This window comes from Streptomyces sp. NPDC053673 (assembly GCF_055585225.1).
On record NZ_JBVJKN010000006.1, the window covers coordinates 1 to 26,546 of the forward strand.

General features: G+C 70.5%; 19 protein-coding genes and 2 pseudogenes. 10 read left to right on the plus strand and 11 right to left on the minus strand.

The window, feature by feature from the left end; translation table 11 throughout:
* Nucleotides 1-91: 91 nt before the first annotated feature.
* The 5 genes from ACZ6ZQ_RS11255 to ACZ6ZQ_RS11275 all read right to left on the minus strand — a co-directional run bounded on the left by ACZ6ZQ_RS11255 (nt 92) and on the right by ACZ6ZQ_RS11275 (nt 2,339).
* The gene (locus ACZ6ZQ_RS11255; RefSeq protein WP_469768283.1) at nt 92-583 is read right to left on the minus strand and encodes a VOC family protein; all 492 of its coding nucleotides are present in this window, start codon (nt 581-583) and stop codon (nt 92-94) included.
* Nucleotides 584-654: 71 nt separating this feature from the next.
* A complete protein-coding gene (locus ACZ6ZQ_RS11260) occupies nt 655-1,089 on the minus strand; it encodes a VOC family protein (RefSeq protein ID WP_469768284.1) in 435 nt (144 codons plus the stop codon).
* Nucleotides 1,090-1,121: 32 nt separating this feature from the next.
* Nucleotides 1,122-1,640 (minus strand): pyridoxamine 5'-phosphate oxidase family protein, encoded by a 519-nt coding sequence (locus ACZ6ZQ_RS11265; RefSeq protein ID WP_469768285.1) that lies wholly within the window; start codon nt 1,638-1,640, stop codon nt 1,122-1,124.
* An 82-nt stretch (nt 1,641-1,722) separates the two neighbouring features.
* Nucleotides 1,723-1,869, minus strand: coding sequence for a hypothetical protein (locus ACZ6ZQ_RS11270; protein WP_469768286.1), 147 nt, complete (start codon nt 1,867-1,869; stop codon nt 1,723-1,725).
* The gene (locus ACZ6ZQ_RS11275; RefSeq protein ID WP_469768287.1) at nt 1,866-2,339 is read right to left on the minus strand and encodes a hypothetical protein; all 474 of its coding nucleotides are present in this window, start codon (nt 2,337-2,339) and stop codon (nt 1,866-1,868) included. The genes ACZ6ZQ_RS11270 and ACZ6ZQ_RS11275 overlap by 4 nt, the downstream gene beginning before the upstream one ends.
* Before the next feature lie 236 nt (nt 2,340-2,575).
* On the opposite strand from ACZ6ZQ_RS11275, the gene ACZ6ZQ_RS11280 reads away from it, so the two are divergent.
* Entirely contained in the window at nt 2,576-5,593 is a 3,018-nt protein-coding gene (locus ACZ6ZQ_RS11280; RefSeq protein ID WP_469768288.1) for a bifunctional [glutamine synthetase] adenylyltransferase/[glutamine synthetase]-adenylyl-L-tyrosine phosphorylase, read from the plus strand.
* A gap of 8 nt (nt 5,594-5,601) precedes the next feature.
* Nucleotides 5,602-6,021: pseudogene (locus ACZ6ZQ_RS11285) on the plus strand (amidohydrolase family protein); the annotation flags it as partial.
* A gap of 59 nt (nt 6,022-6,080) precedes the next feature.
* On the opposite strand, the gene ACZ6ZQ_RS11290 reads toward ACZ6ZQ_RS11285, so the two are convergent.
* From ACZ6ZQ_RS11290 to ACZ6ZQ_RS11300, 3 genes are all read right to left on the minus strand, one after another.
* Entirely contained in the window at nt 6,081-7,010 is a 930-nt protein-coding gene (locus tag ACZ6ZQ_RS11290; protein ID WP_469768289.1) for a phosphatase PAP2 family protein, read from the minus strand.
* Between the two features lie 165 nt (nt 7,011-7,175).
* The gene (locus ACZ6ZQ_RS11295; RefSeq protein ID WP_469768290.1) at nt 7,176-8,204 is read right to left on the minus strand and encodes a LacI family DNA-binding transcriptional regulator; all 1,029 of its coding nucleotides are present in this window, start codon (nt 8,202-8,204) and stop codon (nt 7,176-7,178) included.
* Between the two features lie 25 nt (nt 8,205-8,229).
* Nucleotides 8,230-9,849, minus strand: a complete 1,620-nt coding sequence (locus ACZ6ZQ_RS11300) for a glycoside hydrolase family 13 protein (protein ID WP_469768291.1) — start codon at nt 9,847-9,849, stop codon at nt 8,230-8,232.
* Between the two features lie 311 nt (nt 9,850-10,160).
* On the opposite strand from ACZ6ZQ_RS11300, the gene ACZ6ZQ_RS11305 reads away from it, so the two are divergent.
* The 7 genes and pseudogenes from ACZ6ZQ_RS11305 (at nt 10,161) to pulA (ending at nt 23,407) form a co-directional block, all read left to right on the plus strand.
* Complete coding sequence (locus tag ACZ6ZQ_RS11305; protein WP_469768292.1) at nt 10,161-11,432, plus strand: extracellular solute-binding protein; 1,272 nt, start codon at nt 10,161-10,163, stop codon at nt 11,430-11,432.
* A 16-nt stretch (nt 11,433-11,448) separates the two neighbouring features.
* The gene (locus tag ACZ6ZQ_RS11310) at nt 11,449-12,462 is read left to right on the plus strand and encodes a carbohydrate ABC transporter permease (protein ID WP_469768293.1); all 1,014 of its coding nucleotides are present in this window, start codon (nt 11,449-11,451) and stop codon (nt 12,460-12,462) included.
* On the plus strand, nt 12,459-13,319 hold the full coding sequence (locus ACZ6ZQ_RS11315) for a sugar ABC transporter permease (RefSeq protein WP_469768294.1): 861 nt from the start codon (nt 12,459-12,461) through the stop codon (nt 13,317-13,319). The genes ACZ6ZQ_RS11310 and ACZ6ZQ_RS11315 overlap by 4 nt, the downstream gene beginning before the upstream one ends.
* Before the next feature lie 66 nt (nt 13,320-13,385).
* Entirely contained in the window at nt 13,386-15,080 is a 1,695-nt protein-coding gene (locus ACZ6ZQ_RS11320; protein WP_469768295.1) for a glycoside hydrolase family 13 protein, read from the plus strand.
* 155 nt (nt 15,081-15,235) lie between these two features.
* Complete coding sequence (locus ACZ6ZQ_RS11325) at nt 15,236-16,273, plus strand: LacI family DNA-binding transcriptional regulator (protein ID WP_469768517.1); 1,038 nt, start codon at nt 15,236-15,238, stop codon at nt 16,271-16,273.
* Nucleotides 16,274-16,554: 281 nt separating this feature from the next.
* A pseudogene (locus ACZ6ZQ_RS11330) lies at nt 16,555-17,943 on the plus strand (alpha-amylase); the annotation flags it as partial.
* Between the two features lie 208 nt (nt 17,944-18,151).
* Nucleotides 18,152-23,407, plus strand: a complete 5,256-nt coding sequence (pulA, locus tag ACZ6ZQ_RS11335) for a pullulanase-type alpha-1,6-glucosidase (RefSeq protein ID WP_469768518.1) — start codon at nt 18,152-18,154, stop codon at nt 23,405-23,407.
* A gap of 46 nt (nt 23,408-23,453) precedes the next feature.
* Here the strand turns inward: pulA and ACZ6ZQ_RS11340 are convergent, their stop codons facing one another.
* Nucleotides 23,454-24,209: a TetR/AcrR family transcriptional regulator gene (locus ACZ6ZQ_RS11340; RefSeq protein WP_469768296.1), complete on the minus strand. Its 756-nt coding sequence runs from the start codon at nt 24,207-24,209 to the stop codon at nt 23,454-23,456.
* On the opposite strand from ACZ6ZQ_RS11340, the gene ACZ6ZQ_RS11345 reads away from it, so the two are divergent.
* Nucleotides 24,159-24,575: a hypothetical protein gene (locus ACZ6ZQ_RS11345; RefSeq protein ID WP_469768519.1), complete on the plus strand. Its 417-nt coding sequence runs from the start codon at nt 24,159-24,161 to the stop codon at nt 24,573-24,575. The genes ACZ6ZQ_RS11340 and ACZ6ZQ_RS11345 overlap by 51 nt on opposite strands.
* A gap of 29 nt (nt 24,576-24,604) precedes the next feature.
* On the opposite strand, the gene ACZ6ZQ_RS11350 is transcribed toward ACZ6ZQ_RS11345, so the two are convergent.
* Both ACZ6ZQ_RS11350 and ACZ6ZQ_RS11355 read right to left on the minus strand, forming a co-directional pair.
* Complete coding sequence (locus tag ACZ6ZQ_RS11350) at nt 24,605-25,645, minus strand: PDR/VanB family oxidoreductase (protein ID WP_469768297.1); 1,041 nt, start codon at nt 25,643-25,645, stop codon at nt 24,605-24,607.
* Between the two features lies 1 nt (nt 25,646).
* A complete protein-coding gene (locus ACZ6ZQ_RS11355; protein WP_469768298.1) occupies nt 25,647-26,531 on the minus strand; it encodes a metal-dependent hydrolase in 885 nt (294 codons plus the stop codon).
* Between the last annotated feature and the right edge of the window lie 15 nt (nt 26,532-26,546).

Below are 26,546 nucleotides of genomic sequence, written 5' to 3' on the forward strand. Positions count from 1 at the left end.
AACGCAGCGTGGGGGCACCTCCCGTGCCCGAAGGGCTACGGGGGAGGGCGTGCCGGGCGTCGCGCGCCAGGCGGGATTTGTCAGACACGGCCTAGTCCGCTTCGTCGCCGGCCGTGGCTCCGCCGGCCGCGCCGTCGGCGTCCGCGCGCTCGCGTACCTGCTCGGCCAGGAGCGCGTGGAGGGGCTGGGACGCGCGCCGGGTCCATTCCTGGATGGCCCAGCCGTTGCCGTCGGGGTCGGAGAAGTACATGAACGTGCCACCGTCGCCCGGCGCGACCACCTCGGGTTCGGTGACGTCCAGCCCACGGGCGACGAGTTCGGCATGGGCCGCCTTGATGTCGGCCACGACCAGCTGGAGGCCCTGGTACGAGCCGGGTTCGAGCGTCCTGCCGCCCGGCACGGGTACGCCCTCACCGATGACGACGGAACAGCCCGAGCCGGGCGGGGTCAGCTGCACGATGCGGAACCGCTCGTCGATACGGGTGTCGTGATCGACGTGGAAGCCGGCCTTGTCGCGGTAGAACTCCTTGGCCCGGTCCACGTCGGAGACGGGGACGAGGATCACTTCGAGCGTGAACTCCATGGAGGGACCTCCTGTGTCAGCTGCCGGACTGTCACCGGTCGGCTCGGACCGTCACCCGTCGGCTCGGACCGTCACCGGCTGGCGAGTGGTGTCGGTGCCTCCTGGACCACCCAGCCGTTGCCATCAGGGTCCTGGAAGAACAGGAAGGAATTCCAGGTTTCCTTGCCCTTGCCGTCCTCCCAGCCCGACGGCCCGACGTGCCGCACCGGACCGACCACCACGCCACGGCTCACCAGCTCCGACCTGGCCGCGTCGATGTCGGTGACGCACAGTTGCAGGCCCTGGAGGGAGCCCGGAGTCATCCGCGGCTGGCCGGGGGAGTCGGGCAGGCCGGCCTCGACGACGATGGAGCAGCGCGAGCCGGGCGGGGTGAGCTGGACGAAGCGGCTCCCCTCGAAGGGCGACATGTCGAGGTCGGCGTTGAAGCCGCACTGGTCCACGTAGAAGCGCTTGGCCCGGTCCACGTCGGTGACCGGAATGACGATCACTTCGAGGGTCCAATCCATGGAACGGTCTCCGTTCGGCCGTCCGGGCGCCCTCAGCCGGTGAAGCGCCAGCGGGTCTGGCTGTAGGTCTCGCCCCTGCCGAAGCCGAAGGCGGTACGGGGTGTCACGCCGAAGACCAGGGAGCGGCCTCCGCCCTCGTGCCAGAAGGCCTTGTCCCGGACCTCGAAGTGCCACTCCGGACCGTACTTCGACTCCCAGGCCTCGGCCAGCCGTGCGAGCCGCGGCTCGTCGGACACCACGGCCGCCTCGCCCTCGACGACCAGGTCACGGCCCTCGCTGTCGGTGTTGGTGCCGGTGGTGAGGACGACGTGGGGGTTGGCGGCGAGATTGCGCGCCTTGCGCTCCTGTTCGCCGGTGGTGAAGTGGAGCGTGTCGTCCAGCCAGACCGCCATCAGCGGGGTGACGTGCGGGCGGCCGTCCGGGCGCACGGTCGAGAGCCAGAAGATCTCCGACTCGTTCAGCTGGGCGACCGCGTCCGGCCACGGTGCCGCGGTGGCGTCGGGGGAGCTGTAGCGCGCGTCGAGCTCCGTCTGTGGTTCCTGGGCCGGCATGGCGGGGTCCTTTCGTGGTCGGGTTCCTTCGGCCGCGGCGGGCCTCCTGTCTCACATGTATGACCGTGCGCGGCCGCCGGACTCATCGGGCCGGTGCCCCGGGGCGTGCCTGCGTCCAGGCCAGCACCGACCTCGCGGTGGCGGCGAAGACCGTGTGCCGGCCGGTGGAGTCGTCGGCGACGACCGGGTCGCCGTGGATCCGGCCGTCGGGGAGGCGTACCGACGTCACACCGCTGTCGACACCGCCGCCGCGCAGCAGCCGCGGCCCGGTCCATGCCTGGCGCCCGCCGCGCGGTGCCAGACAGCCAGCCGGCCGTCGAGCACGGAGAACGCCCATGCCGAGCCGTCCGCGCCCTCCTGCGCCCAGGACGTCGAGTCGCCGCGCGTGTAGCGGACTGTCTGCGCCCAGCCGTGCGCGGCGGGCCGTGCGGCCACCTTGCGGTCGCCGCACCCCGCCGGGGCGCCGCAGTGATCGGTGCTGTCCGTCCAGGCGTACGTCTTGAGGGTGCGCAGCTTGGCCTCGGCGCTTGCCGGGTCGAGGGTGTGCGGCAGGCCGCTGGTGAAGTACCCGAGGGCCGCTTCGCGGCGGGCGCTCGCTGATCCAGCCCGAATCCACCGGACAGGCCCTGGGCGACGAAGGCATGGCGACGGTGCTTCCCGATGGGGCGAAACGTGCTTGGCGTCATAGAAGACCGACATTCCGGGAATACGGGCTGTCTCGCCCGGACGAAGACCATGGCGAACATCGCGGCGCGGCACATCACGGGGAAGCGCGGCACAGCACGGCGCGGCACAGCACAGCTCGGCGCTGCGCGGCAAGGCACCGCCCGGAACAGCACGGCACCACCCTCATGACCAGAGTCCTGCGAGCGCCCCCTCCCCGCACCTGCGACTAGGCTCGGACCGGGATCGGGACCTTGATCGGAGGCGGCGGGATGACATCGGTGCCGGGGCGCAGGAGCAGTACCTTCACCCGTCTGCTGCGGCACGGCTTCACCCACCCGGCCGTCGCCGAGCGGTTCCTCGGCCTGCCCGAGATGGCGCCCGTACGAGCGGACTCCGTCCTCCTCGACGCGCTGGGCGCGACCGCCGACCCCGATCTGGCGCTGCGCGGACTCGTACGCCTGGTCGAGGCGCAGGAGCCCGAGGAGCGACGGGTGCTCCTCGACACCCTGATCTCCGCGAAGCCGCTGCGTGACCGGCTGCTCGGCGTGCTCGGCGCGTCCGAGGCCCTCGGTGACCATCTGGCGCGGCACCCGCGCGACTGGCATGCGCTCGTGATGTACGAGGCGGTGGATCTGCACCCCGGTGTGGAGGAGTTCGAGCGCGGGCTCGCCGATGCCACCGAACCGGTGTCGCTGCGCGTCGCGTACCGCCGCTGTCTGCTGTCGATAGCGGCCCGTGACGTGTGCGGCACCACGGATGTCGCCCAGACCGCGGCCGAGCTCGCCGACCTGGCGACGGCAACGCTCCGGGCAGCGCTCGCCATCGCCCGTACCGCCGCGCCCGAGGACGCCGCCATGTGCCGGCTCGCGGTGATCGCCATGGGCAAGTGCGGCGGCCACGAGCTGAACTACGTCTCCGACGTCGATGTCATCTTCGTCGGGGAGCCGGTCGAAGGGGCCGACGAGCCGAAGGCCCTGAAGGCCGCGACCCGGCTCGCGTCGCACCTCATGCGGATCTGCTCGGAGACGACCGTCGAGGGCGCGATCTGGCCGGTCGACGCCAATCTGCGTCCCGAAGGGCGCAACGGCCCGCTGGTGCGCACGCTCTCCAGCCACCTCGCGTACTACCAGCGGTGGGCGAAGACCTGGGAGTTCCAGGCGCTGCTCAAGGCACGGCCGGTGGCGGGCGACCCCGAGCTGGGTGCCGAGTACATCGAGGCCGTCTCGCCGCTCGTATGGCAGGCCGCGGAGCGCGAGAACTTCGTCCCGGACGTGCAGAAGATGCGCCGCCGGGTCGTCGACAACATCCCCGTGGCCCATATCGACCGCGAGCTGAAGCTCGGCCCGGGCGGGCTGCGGGACGTCGAGTTCGCCGTACAGCTCCTGCAGTTGGTGCACGGCCGCAGCGACGCGACGCTGCGCAGTGGCACCACCCTCGCCGCACTGAACGCGCTCGCGGCGGGAGGGTACGTGGGACGCTCGGACGCGGCGCAGCTCGACGCGGCGTACCGCTTCCTGCGCGCGATGGAACACCGCATCCAGCTGTTCCGGCTGCGCCGCACCCACCTCGTGCCCGAGGGCGAGGAGGACCAGCGCCGTCTCGGCCGGTCGCTGGGGCTGCGCGCCGATCCGGTCGTCGAACTCAACAAGGAGTGGCGGCGGCACGGGGCGGTCGTGCGACGGCTGCACGAGAAGCTGTTCTACCGGCCGCTGCTGGACGCGGTCGCGCAGCTCGCGCCCGGCGAGACCCGGCTCAGCGCGAAGGCGGCCGTGCAGCGGCTGGAAGCGCTCGGTTACGCCGACCCGGCCGCGGCGCTGCGCCATCTGGAGGCCCTGTCGTCCGGGATGACCCGCAAGGCGGCGATCCAGCGGACACTGCTGCCGGTGCTGCTCGGCTGGTTCGCGGACTCCGCCGACCCGGACGCCGGGCTGCTCGGCTTCCGCAAGGTGTCCGACGCGCTCGGCAAGACCCCCTGGTACCTGCGGCTTCTGCGGGACGAGGGCGCCGCCGCGGAGAACCTGGCGCGCGTGCTGTCAGCCGGCCGCCTCGCCCCCGATCTGCTGCTGCGCGCCCCGGAGGCGGTGGCGCTCCTCGGCGACCCGGAGGGACTGAAGCCGCGCGGCCGGGAGCATCTGGAACAGGAGGTGCTGGCCGCGGTCGGCCGCGCGGACGGCGCGGAGGCGGCGGTCGCCGCGGCCCGCGGGGTGCGGCGGCGCGAGCTGTTCCGTACCGCGGCGGCCGATCTGATCAGCTCGTACGGCACCGAGGACAGCCCCGCCGAGCAGGACCCGGGCGCGCTCGTCGACCGCGTGGGTAACGCCGTCACCGACCTCAACGCGGCGACGATCGCGGGTGCCCTGCGGGCCGTCGTACGCGAGAAGTGGGGGGACACCCTCCCCACCCGCTTCGCCGTCATCGGCGTGGGCCGCTTCGGCGGCCACGAGCTGGCCTACGGCTCCGACGCGGACGTCCTGTTCGTCCACGAGCCGCGCGACGGCGTCGACGAGCAGGAGGCCGCCCAGGCCGCGAACACGGTCGTCTCGGAGATCCGGCGACTGCTCCAGGTCCCCACCGCCGACCCGCCGTTGCTGATCGACGCGGACCTGCGCCCGGAGGGCAAGAGCGGACCCCTGGTGCGTACGCTCGCCTCGTACGCCGCGTACTACCGCCGCTGGTCGCTCGTCTGGGAGAGCCAGGCGCTGCTCCGCGCCGAACCGATGGCGGGCGACGCCGACCTGGGCGCGCGCTTCATCGAGCTGATCGACCCGCTGCGCTATCCGGCGGAGGGCCTCGGCGAGGACGCGGTCCGCGAGATCCGCCGCCTCAAGGCCCGGATGGAAACGGAACGCCTTCCGCGCGGCGCCGATCCGACCCTCCACACCAAGCTGGGCCGGGGCGGCCTCAGCGACGTCGAATGGACCGTCCAGCTCCTCCAGATGCGCCACGGCTGGGCGGAGCCCGGCCTGCGGACGACCCGCACGCGCGAGGCCCTCGCCGCCGCCCACGCCGCGGGCCTGCTGTCCACGGAGGACGCCCAGATCCTCGACGACGCCTGGGTCCTCGCCACCCGCGTCCGCAACGGCGTGATGCTGGTCCGCGGCCGCCCCGGGGACACGTTCCCCTCGGACGGCCGCGAACTGGGCGCGGTGGGGCGGTACTTGGGGTACGGCCCGGGGCCCACGCGGCGGCAGCCGCACATGGGATACAGCGGCGAGATGGTCGACGACTACCGGCGGGCGACGAGGCGGGCGCGGGCGGTGGTGGAGGAGCTGTTCTACGGGGCTTGAAGTTCTATCCCCCGCACACCGCGTACACGCGCGCCGACCACAGTGACGAATGGTCGAAGCGGCTCGGTGACGAGCGGGCGGGGCGCGCGTGGCGCTGCCGTGATCTGCGGAATGCGGGGCGTGGCCGGCGCTCGGTTCGGACAGGCCGATCGCGCATTACGACGCGCGGCAGGTGCTGGCGATGGGGCGCGCCGCACGGTGCGGCGTCGCTCGGGCGCGGGCTGACCGGGCTGATGGCCTTGGAGGGGTGTACGTCCCACGCGGCGGTGGCGGCGGGGGAGTCTGGGGTGGCGGGGCGGGTTGCCGGCCTCCGCGCCGACCTCACGGCGTTCGGGGTCGATCCCGTGGAGGCGCCGGTGGACGAGGTGGGGGAGGCGGCGGTCGTGCTCACGATGGCGGGTGGGCACGTGACGCATCGACTCGGCTGAGGGGCGGGGGCTGCTACTCACGGTGAGGGCGGCCCCCTTGTCGCTGCCCCCGCGTCGGCTCAGCGCCGTACGGCGTTCAGTTCCGGCGCCGCCAGGACGTTGTCGTGCTTGTCGGTGTCGGGGTAGGGGTAGGGGTCGGCGTTGGTGTCGGTGCCGGTCGCCTGGGCCCACCGGGGCAGGCGGTGCGGGAGAGCTCCGTACCAGGCGTACGACAGCCCGTATCCGAAGCCGAGGCACAGCAGGCCGCCCACCGCGTCCAGCCAGAAGTGGTTGGCCGTCGCTACGATCACTATCAGCGTCAGCGTGGGGTACAGCAGGCCCAGGATCTTCCCCCACGGCGCCGACGCCAGGGCGAAGATGGTCAGCCCGCACCACAGCGACCAGCCGATGTGCATCGAAGGCATCGCCGCGTACTGGTTGGACATGTTCTTCAGGTTGCCCGAGGCCATCGAGCCCCAGGTGTGGTGCACCAGCACCGTGTCGATGAAGTTCTGGCCGTTCATCAGACGGGGCGGCGCCAGCGGGTACAGGTAGTAGCCGACGAGCGCGACGCCGGTGGTCGCGAAGAGCACGAGGCGGGCCGGGGCGTAGCGGCCCGGGTGACGGCGGTAGAGCCACACCAGCACGCCTATGGTCACGATGAAGTGCAGGGTGGCGTAGTAGTAGTTCATCGTCACGATCAGCCAGGTCACCGAATTCACGGCGTGGTTGACCGTCTGCTCGACGGCGATGCCGAGCGCCTTCTCGGCGTCCCAGATCCAGTCGGCGTTCCGCAGGGCCTGAGCCTTCTGCTCCGGAACCGCGTTACGGATGAGGGAGTATATCCAGTAACTGACCGCAATGAGCAGGATCTCGAACCAGATACGCGGCCGCCGCACCGACCGCATCCTCTGCAGTCGGCCTTCCCCGGGGGCCGGGACGTCCTCGGTCACCATGGGTGACGGGGCCGCAGTCCGGTCTTCCACAGATTTCACGGTCGCTTCACCCATGGGAGCAGAGTCTGCCAGATAGGTACGGCTCGTCCGATCATCCCCCAGTCGGGTTCTGGCCGTGCTCGGTACGTCCTGGGGACTAGGGACCAGGGACTGGGGACTGATCAGGGACTGATCCGGAAGACAGGCCCTGGGCGTCTGTCTTCCGGACGCGGGCCGGCCCTAGGAGCCGTGCACAGGACCCGCGGCGGTCGAACCGCGGACGACCAGCTCCGGCATGAAGACGAACTCGCTGTGCGGGGCGGGCGTACCGCCGATCTCCTCCAGCAGCGTGCGTACCGCCGCCTGTCCCATCGCCGGTACCGGCTTGCGGACCGTCGTCAGCGGCGGGTCGGTGAACGCGATGAGCGGGGAGTCGTCGAAGCCGACGACCGAGATGTCGGCGGGTACGTCCAGCCCGCGTTGCCGTGCCGCGCGGATCGCGCCGAGCGCCATCATGTCGCTCGCGCAGACCACCGCCGTGCAGCCGCGGTCCATCAGCGCGGACGCCGCGGCCTGCCCGCCCTCCAGGGTGTAGAGGGAGTGCTGGATCAGCTGGGACTCGATCTCCTGTTGGCTCAGGCCGAGCTGGTCACGGACCGCCTTGACGAAGCCCTCGATCTTCCGCAGGACGGGGACGAACCGCCGGGGTCCGAGGGCCAGTCCGATACGGGTGTGGCCGAGGGAGACGAGATGGGTCACGGCCAGCTGCATGGCCGCCCGGTCGTCGGGCGAGATGAACGGTGCCTGCACGTCCGGCGAGAAACCGTCGACGAGTACGAACGGCACGCCCTGGGCGCGCAGCTTCTCGTAGCGCTGCATGTCGGCGCTCGTGTCGGCGTGCAGTCCGGAGACGAAGATGATTCCCGAGACCCCACGGTCCACGAGCATCTCGGTGAGCTCGTCCTCCGTGGAGCCCCCGGGGGTCTGGGTGGCGAGCACGGGGGTGTAGCCCTGGCGGGTCAGCGCCTGTCCGATGACCTGGGCCAGGGCTGGGAATATCGGATTCTCCAGTTCGGGCGTGATGAGCCCGACGAGCCCCGCGCTGCGGCGGCGCAGTCGTACGGGACGCTCGTAGCCGAGGACGTCGAGTGCGGCGAGCACCGATTCGCGGGTGGTCGCGGCAACGCCTGGCTTGCCGTTGAGCACCCGGCTGACCGTCGCCTCGCTGACCCCCGCCTGGGCTGCGATGTCGGCAAGCCGTGCGGTCATGGGATTGGACTGTACCGGTCGCATGTCAGATTGCCCACCAGATGCTGGAGTCGGCGGGAAGGCGGACCGTCCCGCCGTTGAACTCGGGTGGCGCGGACGACAGCAGCAGACTTCCCGGTACGGGGATCTCCACCTCCGTGCCGCGCGTGTTCGTCGTGCAGAGGAAGCCGTCACGGGCCAGGGCGAGGACACCCTCAGGGGCATCCAGCCAGGTCAGGTCCGAGCCGGCGCCGAGGCCGGGATGCTCGCGGCGGACCGAGAGCGCCGCGCGGTAGAGCTCCAGGGTCGAGCCCTGTACGCCGGTCTGTGCCTCCACGCTCAGCTCGGCCCACGTCGGTGGCTGCGGAAGCCAGCTGCCGCCGGAGCCGAAGCCGTACGAGGATCCGTTCCTGGTCCAGGGAATCGGTACCCGGCACCCGTCGCGGAAGCCGTCCTGGCCGTCCGCGCGGAAGAATGAGGGGTCTTGGCGTACTTCATCCGGAAGGTCCGTTACATCCGGAAGGCCCAGTTCCTCGCCCTGGTAGACGTACGCCGACCCGGGCAGCGCCAGCATCAGCAGGGCCGCCGCACGGGCCCGCCGCAGCCCCGAGGGGCCGTCGCCGTAGCGGGTGGGGTGCCGTACGACGTCGTGGTTGGAGAGCACCCAGGTGGTGGGCGCGCCCACCGAGGCCGTCGCGGCCAGTGAGGCGTCGATGACCTGCCGCATCCTGGCCGGATCCCAGGGGCAGCGCAGGAACTGGAAGTTGAAGGCCTGGTGCAGCTCGTCGGGGCGTACGTACAGCGCGAGCCGCTCCGGGGTGGGGGCCCAGGCCTCGGCGACCCCGATGCGCTCACCGTCGTACCCGTCGAGAAGCCGGCGCCAGGAGCGGTGGATCTCGTGGACGCCGTCCTGGTCGAAGAACGGCAGCACCTGCGCGCCGATCATCTTCGCCTGCTCGCGGGCGCCGATGTCGGGCAGCCCGTCGGCCTTGACCATGCCGTGGGCCACGTCGATACGGAAACCGTCGACGCCGAGGTCGAGCCAGAAGCGCAGGACCGCGTCGAACTCCTCGCGCACGGCGGGGTGCTCCCAGTTGAGGTCGGGCTGCTCCGGCGCGAAGAGGTGCAGATACCAGTCCCCGTCGCTGCCGTCCGGATGCGTGGTCCGGGTCCACGCCGGGCCGCCGAAGACCGATTCCCAGTCGTTCGGCGGCAGTTCCCCGCCCGCCCCCCGGCCGGGGCGGAAGTGGTAGTACGCCCGCTCAAGGCCGCCGGCGAGCGCCTCGCGGAACCAGGCGTGCTGGTCGGAGGTGTGGTTCGGGACGATGTCGACGATCACCCTCAGGCCCAGGCGGTGGGCCTCGCGGACGAGATCGTCGGCGTCGTCGAGCGCGCCGAAGAGGGGATCGACGGCCCGGTAGTCCGAGACGTCGTATCCGCCGTCGGCCTGCGGGGACGCATAGAAGGGGGTCAGCCAGACCGCGTCCACGCCGAGCCCCGCGAGATGGGGGAGCCGGTCGCGAATGCCACGCAGATCGCCGATGCCGTCGCCGTCGCTGTCGGCGAAGGAGCGGACGTACACCTGGTAGATGACGGCGTCCCGCCACCAGTCCGGCGTCCGCCCGGCGAGCTGCGGCGGGGTGGTCGTGCTGAGCTCCTGCGTCATGGGCGCTCCCCTTCGGATGCTGTCTCAGGATGTTCCGGACGTACCGGATCTACCGGATCAACGGCGACCTATCTCGAAGGTAACAGCGCTGCAATCTCTTGCGGAAGCAGTTGCGCACACTGTGAGAAGCGGCGGAGTGGGCGAAGGCCCCGCTGACAAGGTTCGTAACGGCCACCGTGAGGACACGCGGATGTAACGATCGCGGCTGCTTGCGGAAATCTCTCGCAAGGTCTTTCGGTCTTCTTTCAACCTTGTTACGTTCCTCGACGAATCGGCGCCGTGATGGAGCGGCCCAGGTTGAAGGAGTTCACATGCGACGTGGCATAGCGGCCACCGCTCTGGTCGCGAGCCTGGCGCTCACGGCGACCGCGTGCGGCGGCGACGACGCCGAGAGCGGCAAGAGCAGCTCGGGCAAGCTGTCCGGCACGGTTACCTGGTGGGACACGTCGACCGTCGGCAGCGAGGACAAGGTCTTCAAGAAGGTCGCCGAGGGCTTCACCAAGCTGCACCCGGACGTCAAGATCAAGTATGTGAACGTGCCGTTCGGTGAGGCGCAGAACAAGTTCAAGAACGCGGCCCAGTCCGGTTCCGGCGCCCCCGACGTGATCCGCTCCGAGGTCGCCTGGACCCCCGAGTTCGCCGACCTCGGCTACCTCGCCCCGCTGGACGGCACCGCGGCCCTCAAGGACGAGAAGGACTTCCTGCCGCAGGCCGCCGCCTCCACGAAGTACAAGGACAAGACCTACGCGGTGCCGCAGGTCATCGACTCCATGGGCATCTTCTACAACAAGAAGATCTTCCAGCAGGCCGGCGTCGAGGTGCCCGGCACCATCGCCGAGCTGAAGTCCATCTCCAAGAAGATCAAGGACAAGACCGGCAAGACCGGTCTGTACCTGCGCGGCGACGACGCGTACTGGTTCCTGTCCTTCCTCTACGGCGAGGGCGGCGACCTCGTCGACGCCGAGAAGAAGCAGGTCACGGTCGACAACCCGGCCGGTGTCAAGGCCATGAAGGTCGTCAAGGACCTCGTCGACTCCGGCGCCGCCAAGACCGACGCCACCGACGGCTGGAACAACATGCAGACCGCCTTCAAGGAAGGCAAGGTCGCCATGATGATCAACGGCCCGTGGGCCGTCTCCGACACCTACGCCGGCAAGGAGTTCAAGGACAAGGCGAACCTCGGCATCACGCCCGTTCCCGCCGGCTCCGCCGGTCAGGGCGCCCCGCAGGGCGGCCACAACCTCGCCGTCTACGCCGGCTCCAAGAACCTCGAAGCGTCCTACGCCTTCGTCGAGTACATGAGCTCCGTCGAGTCCCAGACCACGGTCGCCAAGGAGCTCAGCCTGCTCCCGACCCGCGCCTCCGTCTACAGCAAGCCGTCCGTCAGCGGCAACGAGATCGTCGGCTTCTTCAAGCCGGTCGTCGACAAGGCCGTCGAGCGCCCCTGGATCCCCGAGACCGGCAGCCTCTTCGCCCCGCTGGTGACCGAGTACACCAAGGTCCTCACCGGCCAGACCACCCCGGAGAAGGGGAGCAAGGCGGCAGGCGACGCCTACCGCAAGCTCCTCAAGGACTGGAAGTAAGGGAAGAGACCGACTGATGGCTGTCCACACCAGCGGCCAGTCGGTGGCGAAGGCCGCGGAGCCCAACAGGGCCCGCGGCCATCGCCGCGACACCGCCGGCGCACCGGGTCCGCTCCGCCGCGCCCTCTCCACCCACTGGTACGCCTGGACCATGGTCGCCCCCGTGGTGATCGTGATCGGGGTGATCATCGGCTATCCGCTCGTCCGCGGCATCTATCTGTCGCTGACGAACGCCAACGAGCGGAACGTCGAGCGGTCGATCGGGGTCAACCACCTCCCGGCGACCTACGAATTCATCGGACTCGACAACTACGCCGACGCGCTCACCGGCAGCCAGTTCCTCGACACCCTCGGGTGGACGCTGGTGTGGACGGTCTCCTGCGTGGCCGTCACCTTCGGCCTGGGCCTCGCCCTCGCCAACATCCTCAACCGCAGGATCGCCGGCCGGTCGTTCTACCGGATGATGCTGATCCTGCCGTGGGCCGTGCCCGGCTTCGTCTCCGTCTTCGCCTGGCGCTTCCTCTACAACGAGGACAACGGTCTGCTCAACAAGATCCTCGCGGGTGGCGGCATCGACGCCGTGCCGTGGCTCAACGACCCCACCTGGGCGAAGTTCTCGGTGATCGCCGTCAACGTCTGGCTCGGCGTGCCGTTCATGATGGTCGCCCTGCTCGGCGGTCTGCAGTCCATCCCCGGCGAGCTGTACGAGGCGGCCGAGATGGACGGAGCGAACGCCTGGCAGCGGTTCCGCCACATCACCGTGCCCGGTCTGCGGTCGGTGTCCACGACGGTCATCCTGCTGAGCACCATCTGGACCTTCAACATGTTCCCGGTGATCTTCCTGCTCACCCGGGGCGGTCCCGGTGAGGCGACCCAGATCCTGGTGACCCAGGCCTACAAGTTCTCGTTCGAGATCAGCCCGCGCGACTTCGCGCAGTCCTCCACCTGGGGCGTGCTGATCCTCGTCCTCCTGATGGCCTTCGCCGCTGTCTACCAGCGCGTCCTCCGCAAGCAGGGAGAAACCTGGTGACCACGACCAACGTCCCGGCCAACGCTCCGGCGCGCGGCCGCCGTTCGCCGATCGCCTCGGTCGCGCTGCATCTGACGCTCTTCGTCGCGTCCGTGATCGCCGTCTTCCCGGTGCTGTGGGTCTTCCTGACCTCCATCAAGCCCGCGGAGTACGCGATCACCACCGACTTCTTCAAAGAGACGACGTTCGAGAACTACACCAAGCTGATCGAGGACACCGAGTTCCTCACCTGGTTCGGCAACTCGCTGCTCGTCGCGGGCCTCACCACGGTCATCGGTGTGTTCGTCGCGGCGACCACCGGCTACGCAGTCAGCCGGTTCCGCTTCCCCGGCAAGCGCGGACTCATGTGGACCCTGCTCATCACCCAGATGTTCCCGGTCGCGGTCCTGATCGTGCCGATCTACAACATCATGGCGGGCATGGGCCTGCTCAACGAGCCGGCCGGTCTGGTCATCACGTACCTCACCATCGCCGTGCCGTTCTGCGCCTGGATGATGAAGGGCTTCTTCGACACCATTCCGCGGGAGATCGACGAGTCCGGGCAGGTCGACGGGCTCACCCCGTTCGGCACCTTCTGGCGGCTGATCCTGCCGCTCGCCAAGCCCGGCATCGCGGTCACCGCGTTCTACTCCTTCATCACCGCCTGGGGCGAGGTCGCCTACGCCTCCGCCTTCATGGTCGGCGACGAGAACCTGACCCTCGCCGGCGGACTGCAGAAGTTCGTCAACCAGTACGGCGCCCAGTGGGGGCCGATGACCGCGGCCTCGGTGCTCATCGCCATCCCCGCCGCGATCGTCTTCCTCTTCGCCCAGCGCCATCTGGTGACCGGCGTGTCGGCAGGCGCGGTCAAGGGCTGAGACCCGCCACGGGCCGCGCCCGACCGTACGTACGCTCCCCCCATCCACCACCATCGCAGGGATGAAATGACCCAGCACCTCGCTGCCCCCGCCACCACCACGACGACGACCGGCACCCGTGCCGAGCCAGCGCCATGGTGGCGGGACGCGGTGATCTACCAGGTCTATCCGCGCAGCTTCGCCGACGGCAACGGTGACGGCATGGGCGATCTCGCCGGGATACGCAGCCGGCTCCCGTACCTCAAGGAGCTCGGTGTCGACGCGGTCTGGCTCAGCCCTTTCTACGCCTCCCCACAGGCCGACGCGGGCTACGACGTCGCCGACTACCGGGCCATCGACCCGATGTTCGGCACCCTCCACGACGCCGACGCGCTGATCCGCAGCGCCCACGGGCTGGGGCTGCGCATCATCGTCGACCTCGTCCCCAACCACTGCTCCGACCAGCACGACTGGTTCCGCCAGGCGCTGCGCGAGGGCCCCGGCTCCCGGCTGCGCGAGCGGTTCCACTTCCGGCCCGGCAAGGGCGAGCACGGCGAGCTGCCGCCGAACGACTGGGAGTCGATCTTCGGCGGCCCGGCGTGGACCCGGACCACGAACCCGGACGGCAGCGACGGCGAGTGGTACCTGCACCTGTTCGCGCCGGAGCAGCCCGACTTCAACTGGGAGCACCCGGCCGTCCAGGACGAGTTCCGCTCGATCCTGCGCTTCTGGCTGGACCTGGGCGCCGACGGCTTCCGCGTCGATGTCGCCCACGGACTCGTCAAGGCGCCCGGCCTGCCCGACATCGGCTCCGGCGACCAGCTCAAGCTGCTGGGGAACGATGTCATGCCGTTCTTCGACCAGGACGGCGTCCACGAGATCTACCGCTCCTGGCGGCGGATCCTCGACGAGTACGAAGGTGAGCGCATCCTCGTCGCCGAGGCCTGGACACCGACGGTCGAGCGCACCGCGATGTACGTGCGACCCGACGAGATGCACCAGGCCTTCAACTTCCAGTACCTGACGACCAACTGGGACGCGAAGGAACTGCGCGAGGTCATCGACGGCTCGCTCGCCGCGATGCGCCCGGTCGGCGCCCCCACCACCTGGGTGCTGTCCAACCACGACGTCACCCGGCACGCCACCCGCTTCGGCAACCCGCCGGGACTCGGCACCCAGCTGCGCGAGCAGGGCGACCGCGAGCTCGGTCTGCGCCGGGCGCGTGCCGCGACGCTGCTGATGCTGGCGCTGCCGGGCTCGGCGTACGTCTACCAGGGCGAGGAGCTCGGCCTGCCGGACGTCACCGATCTTCCGGACGAGGTGCGTCAGGATCCGTCGTTCTTCCGCGCGGAGGGTCAGGACGGTTTCCGTGACGGCTGCCGGGTGCCGATCCCGTGGACGCGTTCCGGGTCCTCGTACGGGTTCGGTTCCGGCGGCAGCTGGCTTCCGCAGCCGCCGGCGTGGGCCGAGCTGAGCGTGGAGGCGCAGACCGGGGTGGCGGGCTCGACCCTGGAGCTGTACCGGGCGGCGCTGGCCGCCCGCCGAGAACACCCGGGGCTGGGCGCGGGTGAAGCGGTGACCTGGCTGGACGCTCCTGACGGCGTCCTCGCCCTGTCCCGCGACGGGTTCGTCTGCACCACCAACACCACGGGCGCGCCGGTACGCCTCCCCGCGCCCGGCACGCTCCTGCTGGCCAGTGATCCGGTGGCGACTGCGGCTGCCGCCGCGGGCGACGGCACCGTCGTCCTGCCCGCGGACACCACGGCGTGGTGGACGGTGTGACGATCCCCCGGCCGAGGGCCTCGCTTTCGGATCAGGCCGGATCAGGGAGCGGGGTCTGGCGCCGTGGATCGCAAGGCGGAGGAGGGAGTCATGGCGGAGCCATGCCGACTGACGACAACGCGGCGAGGCGCGGCGCCAGGGCACGCGAGCCCGGCATGATCCGGACGCGGGGCCCTAAGGGTGGTCGCACCAGTGGTGCGGCCACCCCTCGGCTCGCCGACATCGCGGCCCAGTCGGGAGTCAGCGAGGCCACGGTCAGCCGTGTCCTCAACGGCAAGCCGGGCGTCTCCGCGGCGACCCGCACACGGGTGCTCGCCGCGCTCGACATCCTCGGCTACGAGCGTCCCGTACGGCTGCGCCGCCGCAGCGCCGGGCTGATCGGGCTGGTGGTGCCGGAGCTGACCAACCCGATCTTCCCCGCCTTCGCCCAGGTCATCGAGCAGGTCCTGGCCGGACACGGCTACACGCCGGTGCTGTGCTGCCAGCAGCCCGGCGGAGCGACCGAGGACGAACTCGTCGAGCAGCTGGAGGAGAGCGGCGTCGACGGCATCGTCTTCCTCTCCGGGCTGCACGCGGACACGGCTGCGGACCAGGGCCGCTACGCCGAACTGGCCGCGCGCCGGGTCCCGTTCGTGCTCGTCAACGGCTACAACGAGCTCGTCGACGCCCCCTTCGTCTCGCCCGACGACCACATGGCGGCGGCCATGGCCGTACGCCATCTCGCCGAGCTCGGGCACGAGCGGATCGGGCTCGCGGTCGGGCCCGTCCGGTACGTACCGTCGCGGCGCAAGACGGAGGGCTTCCTGGAGGCGGCGGGGCCGGGCGCGGAGCGGTACGTCCGCCACACCCTCTTCAGCGTCGAGGGCGGACACGCGGCGGCGGCCGACCTCATCGACGCGGGCTGCACCGGCATCGTCTGCGGCAGCGACATGATGGCGCTCGGTGTCATCAGGGCCGCCCGGGAGCGCGGCCTCGACGTGCCGGGCGGACTGTCCGTGGTGGGGTACGACGACTCGCCGCTGATCCCGTTCACGGATCCGCCGCTGACCACCGTGCGGCAGCCCGTCCAGGCCATGGCGTCGGCGGCGGTCGGTGCGCTGCTGGAGGAGATCCGGGGCAATCCCGTGCCGAGCACGGAGTACGTCTTCCAGCCCGAGCTGGTGGTACGGGGTTCCACGGCGCGGGCGCGCTGATCCCCCAGGGCCTGCGGGGCTGCGGGGCTGCGGGGCTGCGGGTCCGCAGACCTGCAGCCCCGCGGTGTCTTCGGCACCTGCGGTGCGGGCCGCGGCAGCCTGCAATTTCTTGCACAGGCATGTCCTTCGTGTGTCGTTCATGTGTCCAGACGGTTGACCTTGCAACCGTCTGGCCCTACGGTCACCTGCGCAGAGGGCCTTGCAGTTTTGCAGCAAGAACATTCAATCCCCACTCCGGCCCTCGCTCGGTTTCCCTCCCTCCCTGAGCCGCAGGAGGATTCATGGCCAGCAGATCTCTGGCCGCCGCACTCGCCCTCGCGGCGGGAGCAGCGGCCGCGGTGATCGCGCCGGGCGGGGCCGCGTACGCGGCCCCGCCCGGCACCAAGGACGTCACCGCCGTCCTCTTCGAATGGCGCTTCGACTCGGTCGCCCAGGCATGCACCAACACCCTGGGCCCGGCCGGATACGGGTACGTCCAGGTCTCGCCGCCCCAGGAGCACGTACAGGGCGGGCAGTGGTGGACCTCCTACCAGCCCGTCAGCTACAAGATCGCGGGGCGGCTGGGCGACCGCACCGCCTTCACGAACATGGTCAACGCCTGCCACGCGGCAGGCGTCAAGGTCGTCGCCGACACCGTCATCAACCACATGGCCGCGGGCTCCGGGACGGGCACCGGCGGCTCGCCGTACACGAAGTACGACTACCCCGGCCTGTACGCGTCCTGGGACATGGACGACTGCACCGCGCACATCACCAACTACCAGGACCGCGTGAACGTCCAGTACTGCGAGCTGGTCGGGCTCGCGGACCTCGACACCGGCGAGGAGTACGTCCGCACCAGGATCGCGGGCTATATGAACGACCTCCTGTCGCTGGGCGTCGACGGCTTCCGGATCGACGCCGCCAAGCACATGCCCGCCGCCGACCTCGCCGCGATCAAGGCGAAGCTCAGCAACCCGGGTGTGTACTGGAAGCAGGAGGCCATCTACGGAGCCGGTGAGGCCGTCCAGCCGACGGAGTACCTCGGGAACGGTGACGTCCAGGAGTTCCGCTACGCCCGTGACCTCAAGCGGGTCTTCAACAACGAGAACCTCGCCTATCTGAAGAACTACGGCGAGGGCTGGGGTTACATGGCGAGCGGCCAGTCCGCCGTCTTCGTCGACAACCACGACACCGAGCGCGGCGGCGACACCCTCAACTACAAGGACGGCGCCAACTACACCCTGGCGAACGTCTTCATGCTCGCCTGGCCGTACGGCTCCCCGGACGTCCACTCCGGCTACGAATGGTCCGACAAGGACGCGGGCCCGCCGAACGGCGGCACGGTGAACGCCTGTTACAGCGACGGCTGGAAGTGCCAGCACGCGTGGCGCGAGATCTCCTCGATGGTTGCCTTCCGCAACCAGGCCCGTGGCCAGTCGGTCACCAACTGGTGGGACAACGGCGCGGACGCGATCGCCTTCGGGCGCGGCGCCCAGGCCTACGTGGCCATCAACCACGAGTCGTCCTCGCTGACGCGTACGTTCCAGACCTCGCTCCCGGCCGGTACCTACTGCGACGTGCAGTCGGGTATGGGCGTGACGGTCAACAGCGCGGGCCAGTTCACGCGGACGCTCGGCCCGAACACGGCGGTCGCACTGCACGCGGGCGCGAGGAACTGCGGCGGCGGGTAGAGCTGATGCTGCGCCGGACGGGGTCCATAGGAGCCCGTCGGGGGCACCCCAGGCGACGCTCTGGGGGAGATCGAGGACGGACACACCGGCTGCGCGACGTGGAGCGGCACGCTTCCCCGCAACCACCCACCCATCCGCACCAGAAGAGGAGACCTTTGTGATACGCCCGCCCGCGCAGCGCCGGCGCAGAGCGGTCGCGGCCACCCTGGCCGCGGCCGTCTGCGCCGCGTTCGCGCCCGCCGTACCGGTCGCGGCCGCCGCGAAACCCCCCGCACCTCCGTCCGACGCGAAGCTCGCGGCGGAGCCCGCACGACACGATCTGACCCGGGAGCAGTTCTACTTCGTGCTGCCGGACCGGTTCGCGAACGGTGACAGCGCCAACGACCGCGGCGGACTCACCGGTTCGCGGCTGGAGACCGGGTACGACCCCACCGACAAGGGCTTCTACCAGGGCGGGGATCTCAAGGGGCTCACCCAGCGCCTCGACTACATCAAGGGGCTCGGCACGACGGCCATCTGGCTCGCCCCGATCTTCAAGAACCGGCCCGTGCAGGGGAGCGGCAAGGACGCGTCGGCCGGCTACCACGGCTACTGGATCACCGACTTCACGCAGGTCGACCCCCACTTCGGCACCAACGCCGACCTCACGAGGCTGATCGACAAGGCCCACGCCAAGGGCATGAAGGTCTTCTTCGACGTCATCACCAACCACACCGCGGACACCGTCGACTACGCCGAGAAGGCCTACGGCTACCGCCCCAAGGGCGCCTACCCGTACCTCGACAAGGACGGCCGTCCCTTCGACGACCGGGACGACCGCGCCGGGATCGAGAAGATCGACGCGGACTCCTTCCCGTACACCCCGGTCAACGGCGCGGGCAGCGTCACCAAGGCCCCGGCCTGGCTCAACGACCCCACGATGTACCACAACCGGGGCGACTCCACCTGGGCCGGAGAGAGCGCCGAGTACGGCGACTTCGTCGGCCTCGACGACCTGTGGACCGAGCGTCCCGAGGTCGTCGACGGTATGAAGAAGATCTACGAGAAGTGGGTCCGCGACTTCCGTATCGACGGCTTCCGCATCGACACCGTCAAGCACGTCGACCTGGACTTCTGGACCCAGTGGGCCACGGCCCTCGACGCGTACGCCGCCGGGCGGGGCCGCGACGACTTCTTCATGTTCGGTGAGGTCTTCTCCGCCGACACAGCCGTCACCTCGCCGTACGTGACCCGGGGCCGGCTCGACGCCACCCTCGACTTCCCCTTCCAGGACGCGGCCCGCGCCTATGCCTCGCAGGGGGCCGACGCCGGCCGCCTCGCCCGGGTCTTCGCCGACGACTACCGGTACACCACCGACAAGGCCAACGCCTACGAGCAGGTGACCTTCCTCGGCAACCACGACATGGGCCGCATCGGGACGTTCCTCAAGCAGGACAACCCGGACGCGAGCGATGCCGAGCTGCTGAAGCGGGCCCGGCTCGCCAATGAGCTGATGTTCCTCAGCCGCGGCAATCCGGTCGTCTACTACGGCGACGAGCAGGGCTTCACCGGCGCGGGCGGCGACAAGGACGCCCGCCAGACCCTCTTCGCCTCGAAGACCCCCGACTACCTGGACGACGACCAGCTCGGCACGGACCGTACGCACGCCGACGACGCGTACGACACCACGCACCCGGTCTACCGGTCGATCGCCGCGCTCTCGAAGCTCACCCGCGAGCACCCGGCGCTGCGCGACGGCATCCAGCAGGAGCGGTACGCCAAGGATTCCGTGTACGCCTTCTCCCGTACGGACGCGAAGACGAAGCGCGAGTACGTCGTCGCCGTCAACAACGCGGCCGCCGAGAAGACCGTGACGCTGCCGGTGGACGCGGCGGACTTCCGTGTCCTGTACGGCGGTTCCGGCTCGGTCCGCGCCACCGACGGCAGGATCACCGTCACCGTACCGGCGCTGTCGTCGCTGGTGCTGCGCGCTCAGCAGCCCCTCGCCGCCCCCTCCGCCAAGCCGTCCCTCACCCTGAAGGCCCCGGCCGCCGGCGCCACCGGCACGGTCGAGATCTCCGCGGACGCCGACGGTGGGCAGCTCAACCGGGTCGTCTTCGCCGCCCAGGTGGGCAACGGCGCATGGCGCACCCTCGGCACCGCCGACCACGCCCCCTACAAGGTCACCCAGCACATCACGGCTCCGGCCGGGACTGCCCTGCGCTACAAGGCCGTCGTGGTCGACAGCCTCGGCCGGACGGCGAGCGCGCAGGCGGAGACCACCGCGGGCCAGGCCCCGCCGCCCGAGAAGCCGACGGCGGTGGAGCGTACGTACGCCGTCGTCCACTACAAGCGGCCGGGCGGCGACTACGACGGCTGGCAGCTGAGGACGGGCGGCGTAACGGCCGCGTTCACCGGCCGGGACGCCCACGGCGCGTTCGCCTGGGTCAAGGTCCCCGAGGGCGCCTCGACGATCCCGTACACCGTCGAGAAGGACGGCACCACCGACGGCCCGCAGCGAAGCATCACCCTCGCCCGCACCGGCGAGGTCTGGATCACGCAGGGCCAGGACGGCCAGTCCGACACCGCGCCCGACGGCACGTACCCGCCGCAGGACACCACCAAGGCCGTGCTGCACTACCAGCGCGCCGACGGCGACTACGACGGCTGGGGACTGCACACCTGGACCGGCGCCGCCCAGCCCACCGACTGGTCCAAGCCCCTCATGCCCGTCCGCACGGACGCGTACGGGGCGACCTTCGAGGTCCCGCTCGCCGAAGGGGCCACCTCGCTCAGCTACATCGTCCACAAGGGCGACCAGAAGGATCTGCCCACCGACCAGTCGCTGTCCTTCGGCACTCACGGGCGTGAGGTGTGGCTGCTCGCGGGGCAGCCGAAGTACCTCCTTCCGCAGACCGGTGGCACGCCTTCGCTCGACCTCGCCAAGGCGGAGGCGCAGTTCATCGACCGGAACACCGTCGTCTGGAAGGTGAAGGCGACCGACGCCACCAGCCAGCAGCTCGTGTACGCGCCCGGCGGCGGCATCCAGGTCGTCGACGGCGCGCTGAACGATGAGGGTCAGTGGCTGCGGCTCACCCCGTCCGCGCTGACCGACGCCCAGAAGGCCAAGTACCCGCACCTCAAGGACTTCCCGGCCTTCACCGTCGACCCGCGCGACCGGGACCGCGTCCGCGCCGCCCTGCGCGGCCAGCTCGTCGCCACCCAGCGGGCCGCCAACGGGGCCCTGCTCGCCGCCACCGGTGTGCAGATCCCGGGTGCCCTCGACGATCTGTACGCACGGAAGGCGACGGGTGCGGCTCTCGGCCCCGTGTTCCGCAAGGGCCGTCCGTCGCTCTCCGTCTGGGCGCCGACCGCACAGAAGGTCTCCCTCGAACTCGACGGGAAGACCGTCCCGATGCGCCGCGACGACACCTCCGGCGTCTGGTCGGTCACCGGACCGTCGAGCTGGCGCGGAAAGCCGTACCGGTACGCCGTGACCGTCTGGGCGCCCAGCGTCCAGAAGCTTGTCACCAACAAGGTCACCGACCCGTACGCGACCGCACTCACCACCGACTCGGCCCGCAGCCTCGTCGTCGACCTGGCCGACCCGGAGCTCGCCCCCAAGGGCTGGGCCGGACTGAGGAAGCCGGCCGCCGTACCGCTTCGCGACGCCCAGATCCAGGAGCTGCACATCCGCGACTTCTCGGCCCGCGGCTATCTGGGCTTCACCGACCGCCGATCGGCCGGCATGAAGCACCTGAAGTCGCTCGCCGACAGTGGCACGTCGTACGTCCACCTGCTGCCCGCCTTCGACATCGGCACCATCCCGGAGAGGAAGTCCGACCAGGCCGTGCCCGCCTGCGACCTCACGGCGTACGCGCCGGACTCCGAGGAACAGCAGGCCTGCGTCACCAAGGCCGCCTCGAAGGACGCGTTCAACTGGGGCTACGACCCGCTGCACTACACCGTCCCGGAGGGCTCTTACGCCTCCGACCCGGAGGGCACGCGCCGCACGGTCGAGTTCCGGCAGATGGTGCAGGGCCTGAGCGACGCGGGACTGCGCACCGTCATGGACGTCGTCTACAACCACACCGTCGCGAGCGGGCAGGACAGCAAGTCCGTCCTGGACCGGATCGTGCCCGGCTACTACCAGCGGCTCCTCGCCGACGGCACCGTGGCCACCTCCACCTGCTGCGCCAACACCGCACCCGAGAACGCCATGATGGGCAAGCTCGTCGTGGACTCGGTCGTCACCTGGGCCAAGGAGTACAAGGTCGACGGCTTCCGCTTCGACCTCATGGGCCACCACCCGAAGGCGAACATCCTCGCCGTCCGCAAGGCCCTCGACGCGCTGACCGTCGAGAAGGACGGCGTCGACGGGAAGAAGATCATCCTGTACGGGGAGGGCTGGAACTTCGGCGAGATCGCCGACGACGCCCGCTTCGTCCAGGCCACCCAGAAGAACATGGCCGGGACCGGGATCGCGACCTTCTCCGACCGGGCGCGGGACGCCGTCCGTGGCGGCGGCCCCTTCGACGAGGACCCTGGCATCCAGGGCTTCGCCTCCGGCCTCTACACCGACCCCAACTCCTCCAAGTCCAACGGCACCCCCGCCGAGCAGAAGGCCCGGCTGCTCCACTACCAGGACCTGATCAAGGTCGGGCTGTCCGGCAACCTCGCGTCGTACAGCTTCACCGACACCCGTGGCGTCGAGGTCAAGGGCTCCGAGGTGGACTACAACGGCTCACCGGCCGGCTACGCCGCCGCGCCCGGTGACGCCCTCGCCTATGCGGACGCCCACGACAACGAGACCCTCTACGACGCGCTCGCCTTCAAGCTGCCGGCGTCCGTTCCGGCCGCCGACCGGGCCCGTATGCAGGTGCTCGCGATGGCGACGGCCGCGCTCTCGCAAGGGCCCGCGCTGTCGCAGGCCGGCTCGGACCTGCTCCGGTCGAAGTCCCTGGACCGCAACTCGTACGACAGCGGCGACTGGTTCAACGCCCTCCACTGGGACTGCCGCGACGGCAACGGCTTCGGCCGCGGCCTGCCCCCGGCCGCCGACAACAAGGCGAAGTGGCCCTACGCCAAGCCGCTGCTCACCGCGCCCACGCTCAAGCCGGGCTGCGCGGAGATCAACGGGGCGTCCGCCGCGTACCGGGAGCTGCTGAAGATCCGTACGACGGAGAAGGCGTTCGGTCTCGGCTCGGCGGATCAGGTGCAGTCCGCGCTGTCGTTCCCGCTCTCCGGCACCGACGAGACCCCGGGTGTGATCACCATGAAGCTGGGCGATCTGGTGGTGGTCTTCAACGCCACGCCCGAGCGGCGGACCCAGCGGATCGGCGCGCTCGCCGGAACACCGTTCGCGCTGCACGCGGTGCAGGCGGGGGGTTCCGACGAGGTCGTGAAGTCCGCGTCGTACGAGCAGGGTTCGGGAACCTTCACCGTCCCCGCGCGCACCGTCGCGGTCTTCGACCGCGGCTGACCGGCACGGTGGACAAAGGGGCAGCGCGTCCGGGCCTTCGCCGGGCTCAGGCGCGCTGCTCCGGCACTCGTACCGGCTGCGGCATGAGCGCCACCATCCGGCCCACGAGGTCGCCGAAAACGCCGTCGGCCGGCTCGGCCGGTTCGGCCGCGAAGATGCGCAGCAGCACGTCCGCCATCTCGGCGTCGTACGCCGCCGGCACCGCCACCAGCGCCGCGAAGTCATGGACCAGCTGGAGCTCCAGCTCGTGGCGCGGAATCTCCCGGCCGTCCAGCCAGATGAGCGCGGTCGACTCGGCGAGCGACACCCACGACCGTACGACCAGCCGCAGCCGCGCCGGGGGGTCCGTGATCCCGAGGTGCGCCATGATCTGGTCGTAGGCCGCCTGCCGGACCTCGTCGATCATGGCGTTGGTCGTGGTGGCTGTGCCTAGTGAGCAGGCTCCGCCTGCGGGCACGGCGGGGCCGCCTCGCATCAGCGCAGAGAACCCCGGGCCGTGCTCGTCGACGAAGTCGAAGAACCGGCCCATGACACGCAGCAGCCGCCCGCCGAGCGGTCCTTCGTGCTTCTCCACGAACCGGGCGGCCAACTCGTCGGCGGCCCGGCGCAGCGCGGCCTCGTACAGACTCTGCTTACCGGGGAAGTAGTGGTAGACCAGCGGGCGCGAGATCCCCGCGGCGGCCGCGATCTCGTCGATCGACACCTCGTCGGGGGAGCGGTGGCTGAACAGTTCCAGCGCCACCCCGATCAGCTGCTGTCTGCGCTCCTCGACGCCCATCCTGCGGCGAACCCCGGTCGTCATGCGAACAGCGTAACCGGCGGCCGTCGGACGGCGTCCGCCGCTCGGCGGGTACGCTCCCGGGATATGACCGCTTCTGACCAGGAAACCCCGGCACCGGCACCGGCGCCCGAGGGCATGACTCCCCGCCAGGCCCGGATCCTCCGGATCACCGCCGCGTCCGTTCTGCTCGTGGCGCTGGCGGCGGTCCTGGCGGTGCGGCTGGCCAGCCGCACATCCGTCCTCGTGGTCGGGGTGTACGGACTGGCCATGATCCTGTGCGGAGTTGTCATCGAGCTGAGCCGCCACGGCCGCACCCGGCTGGGCACCTGGCTGCTGGGCGCGGGCCTGGTGGCGGCGCTGGCGGCGGACTGGCTGCTGCTGCCCTGAGCCGCCCGGACAGGGCCTGGTGCCACGCCCTAGAGGTCCAGGACGAGCCGGTCACCGTGGCAGCGTGAGACGCAGATCAGCATCGAGTCGTCCCGCTCGGCCTCCGTGAGGAGCTCGTCACGGTGGTCGATCTCACCCTCCAGCACCCGCTGTTGGCAGGTGCCGCAGAAGCCCTGCTGACAGGAGTACGAGACGTTCGGCAGCTCGTCGCGCACGGCGGCCAGGACCGACCGGTCCGCCGGGACGGTGAGCATACGGCCGGAGCGGCGCAGTTCGACCTCGAAGGCGCCGCCGGGCGCGGCCGCCGCCGCCGTGAACCGTTCCAGATGAAGCTCCCGGCCCTCGGGCAGGGCCGCGGCGACCGCGTCCATCAGCCCCTCGGGGCCGCAGCAGTAGACCACCGTCCCCGCGGACAGGCCGGCCAGGAACCCGAGGTCCGGGCGGCCGAACGTGACCTGCGCGCCGAGCTTCTCGGCCTCGTCGAGGTAGGGCATGGTGGCCCGGTCCCGCCCGCAGTACAGCAGCCGGGACCCGGCGGCTCCCGCCGCGTGCACCGACCGGACCATCGGCAGGACGGGCGTGATGCCGATGCCGCCCGCGACGAACACGTACGACTCCGCCTCGACCAGCCGGAAACGGTTGCGCGGGCCGCGGATCTCGATCTCCGTGCCCTCGTGGAGCTGTTCGCGGACTTCGCGCGAGCCGCCACGGCCTTCCTCGATGACACGCGTGGCGATCGTGTACGTGTCGCGGTCGGCCGGGTCGCCGCAGAGCGAGTACTGCCGCACGAGACCCGACGGCAGGACGACGTCGATATGTGCGCCGGGCTGCCAGGACGGCAGCCCCTGGCCCTCCAGGCGGAGCTGGACGACGCCTTCGGCGGGGGAGGTGCGTTCGGTGACCAGAACACGGTGCGACGAGGAGCGGCGCGTGCGACCGCCCTGGCCCGATACCGGCTCCTCCAGGGCGGGCATCGGCCACAGTGGCGAGGCTTCGATGCGGCGGCGCACGGCCCGCTTGGCGAGCAGCGCGGCACCGGCGACGAGGAGGACGGTACGGAGGCGGGGCATGTCAGCAGCCTCCGTTCGCGCCGGGGGAGTTGGCGAGATAGGCGACGGCCTGCGCCGTACTGCCCTCCTGGCTCGGGTGGTACGCGCGGCTCAGATAGCGCGGGATCGAGCGCAGCATCGATGGAGTGGAGGGGAGAACGCCCCGGTTCCCGGCCCGGTAGAAGTCCCGGAAGCTCGCCCTGCCGTCGAGCAGTGTGGGGTCGTTCTCCATGAAGAAGCGGATGCCGCGCTGCCAGAGGAAGACCAGCGCGGAGAAGGCCGTCGCCCAGGTCCGTACCCGGCGCCGGTAGCTGCCGTCGACATGCATGAAGAGGTCGAAGGCGACCGAGCGGTGCTCGACCTCCTCCGCGCCGTGCCAGCGCAGCAGATCCAGCATCATCGGGTCGGCGCCGCGCCGGTCCAGCTCATCGGCGTTGAGCACCCAGTCACCGAGGAACGCCGTGTAGTGCTCGATCGCGGCGATCAGTGCGACGCGCTCCTTGAGCCACCATTCGCGCGCCTTGCCGGGCGGCAATGTCCGGTCGCCCAGCAGCTTCTCGAAGAACCAGTCGACCTGCGCGGTGTACGGGGTGGGGTCGAGCCCCAGTTCCTTCAGACGGGGCAGCACGTCGTCATGGGCCTGGGAGTGCACCGCCTCCTGGCCGATGAAGCCGATGACGTCCTCGCGCAGCCGGTCGTCGTGGATGTGCGGCAGCACCTGCTTGTACACGTGCACGAACCAGCGCTCACCGGCCGGGAGCAGGAGGTGCAGCACGTTGATGGTGTGGGTGGCGAACGGATCGCCGGGGACCCAGTGGAGCGGGGTCTCCTCCCACGCGAAGGAGACCTTGCGGGCTTTGAGCGCGATGTGTTCCGACGCCACCTTCGCCGGCTGCGTATTAGACATGGCGTCAATGTACTG

What these genes read in the sequence shown, in the direction of transcription:
- ACZ6ZQ_RS11320 (WP_469768295.1), top strand. Translation starts at nt 13,386, where the DNA reads ATGACCCAGCACCTCGCTGCCCCCGCCACCACCACGACGACGACCGGC.
- ACZ6ZQ_RS11325 (WP_469768517.1), top strand. Translation starts at nt 15,236, where the DNA reads ATGATCCGGACGCGGGGCCCTAAGGGTGGTCGCACCAGTGGTGCGGCC.
- ACZ6ZQ_RS11300 (WP_469768291.1), bottom strand. Translation starts at nt 9,849, where the DNA reads ATGACGCAGGAGCTCAGCACGACCACCCCGCCGCAGCTCGCCGGGCGG.
- ACZ6ZQ_RS11340 (WP_469768296.1), bottom strand. Translation starts at nt 24,209, where the DNA reads ATGACGACCGGGGTTCGCCGCAGGATGGGCGTCGAGGAGCGCAGACAG.
- ACZ6ZQ_RS11290 (WP_469768289.1), bottom strand. Translation starts at nt 7,010, where the DNA reads ATGGGTGAAGCGACCGTGAAATCTGTGGAAGACCGGACTGCGGCCCCG.
- ACZ6ZQ_RS11355 (WP_469768298.1), bottom strand. Translation starts at nt 26,531, where the DNA reads ATGTCTAATACGCAGCCGGCGAAGGTGGCGTCGGAACACATCGCGCTC.
- ACZ6ZQ_RS11265 (WP_469768285.1), bottom strand. Translation starts at nt 1,640, where the DNA reads ATGCCGGCCCAGGAACCACAGACGGAGCTCGACGCGCGCTACAGCTCC.
- ACZ6ZQ_RS11310 (WP_469768293.1), top strand. Translation starts at nt 11,449, where the DNA reads ATGGCTGTCCACACCAGCGGCCAGTCGGTGGCGAAGGCCGCGGAGCCC.
- ACZ6ZQ_RS11295 (WP_469768290.1), bottom strand. Translation starts at nt 8,204, where the DNA reads ATGACCGCACGGCTTGCCGACATCGCAGCCCAGGCGGGGGTCAGCGAG.
- ACZ6ZQ_RS11275 (WP_469768287.1), bottom strand. Translation starts at nt 2,339, where the DNA reads ATGTCGGTCTTCTATGACGCCAAGCACGTTTCGCCCCATCGGGAAGCA.
- ACZ6ZQ_RS11350 (WP_469768297.1), bottom strand. Translation starts at nt 25,645, where the DNA reads ATGCCCCGCCTCCGTACCGTCCTCCTCGTCGCCGGTGCCGCGCTGCTC.
- ACZ6ZQ_RS11280 (WP_469768288.1), top strand. Translation starts at nt 2,576, where the DNA reads ATGACATCGGTGCCGGGGCGCAGGAGCAGTACCTTCACCCGTCTGCTG.
- ACZ6ZQ_RS11260 (WP_469768284.1), bottom strand. Translation starts at nt 1,089, where the DNA reads ATGGATTGGACCCTCGAAGTGATCGTCATTCCGGTCACCGACGTGGAC.
- ACZ6ZQ_RS11305 (WP_469768292.1), top strand. Translation starts at nt 10,161, where the DNA reads ATGCGACGTGGCATAGCGGCCACCGCTCTGGTCGCGAGCCTGGCGCTC.
- ACZ6ZQ_RS11255 (WP_469768283.1), bottom strand. Translation starts at nt 583, where the DNA reads ATGGAGTTCACGCTCGAAGTGATCCTCGTCCCCGTCTCCGACGTGGAC.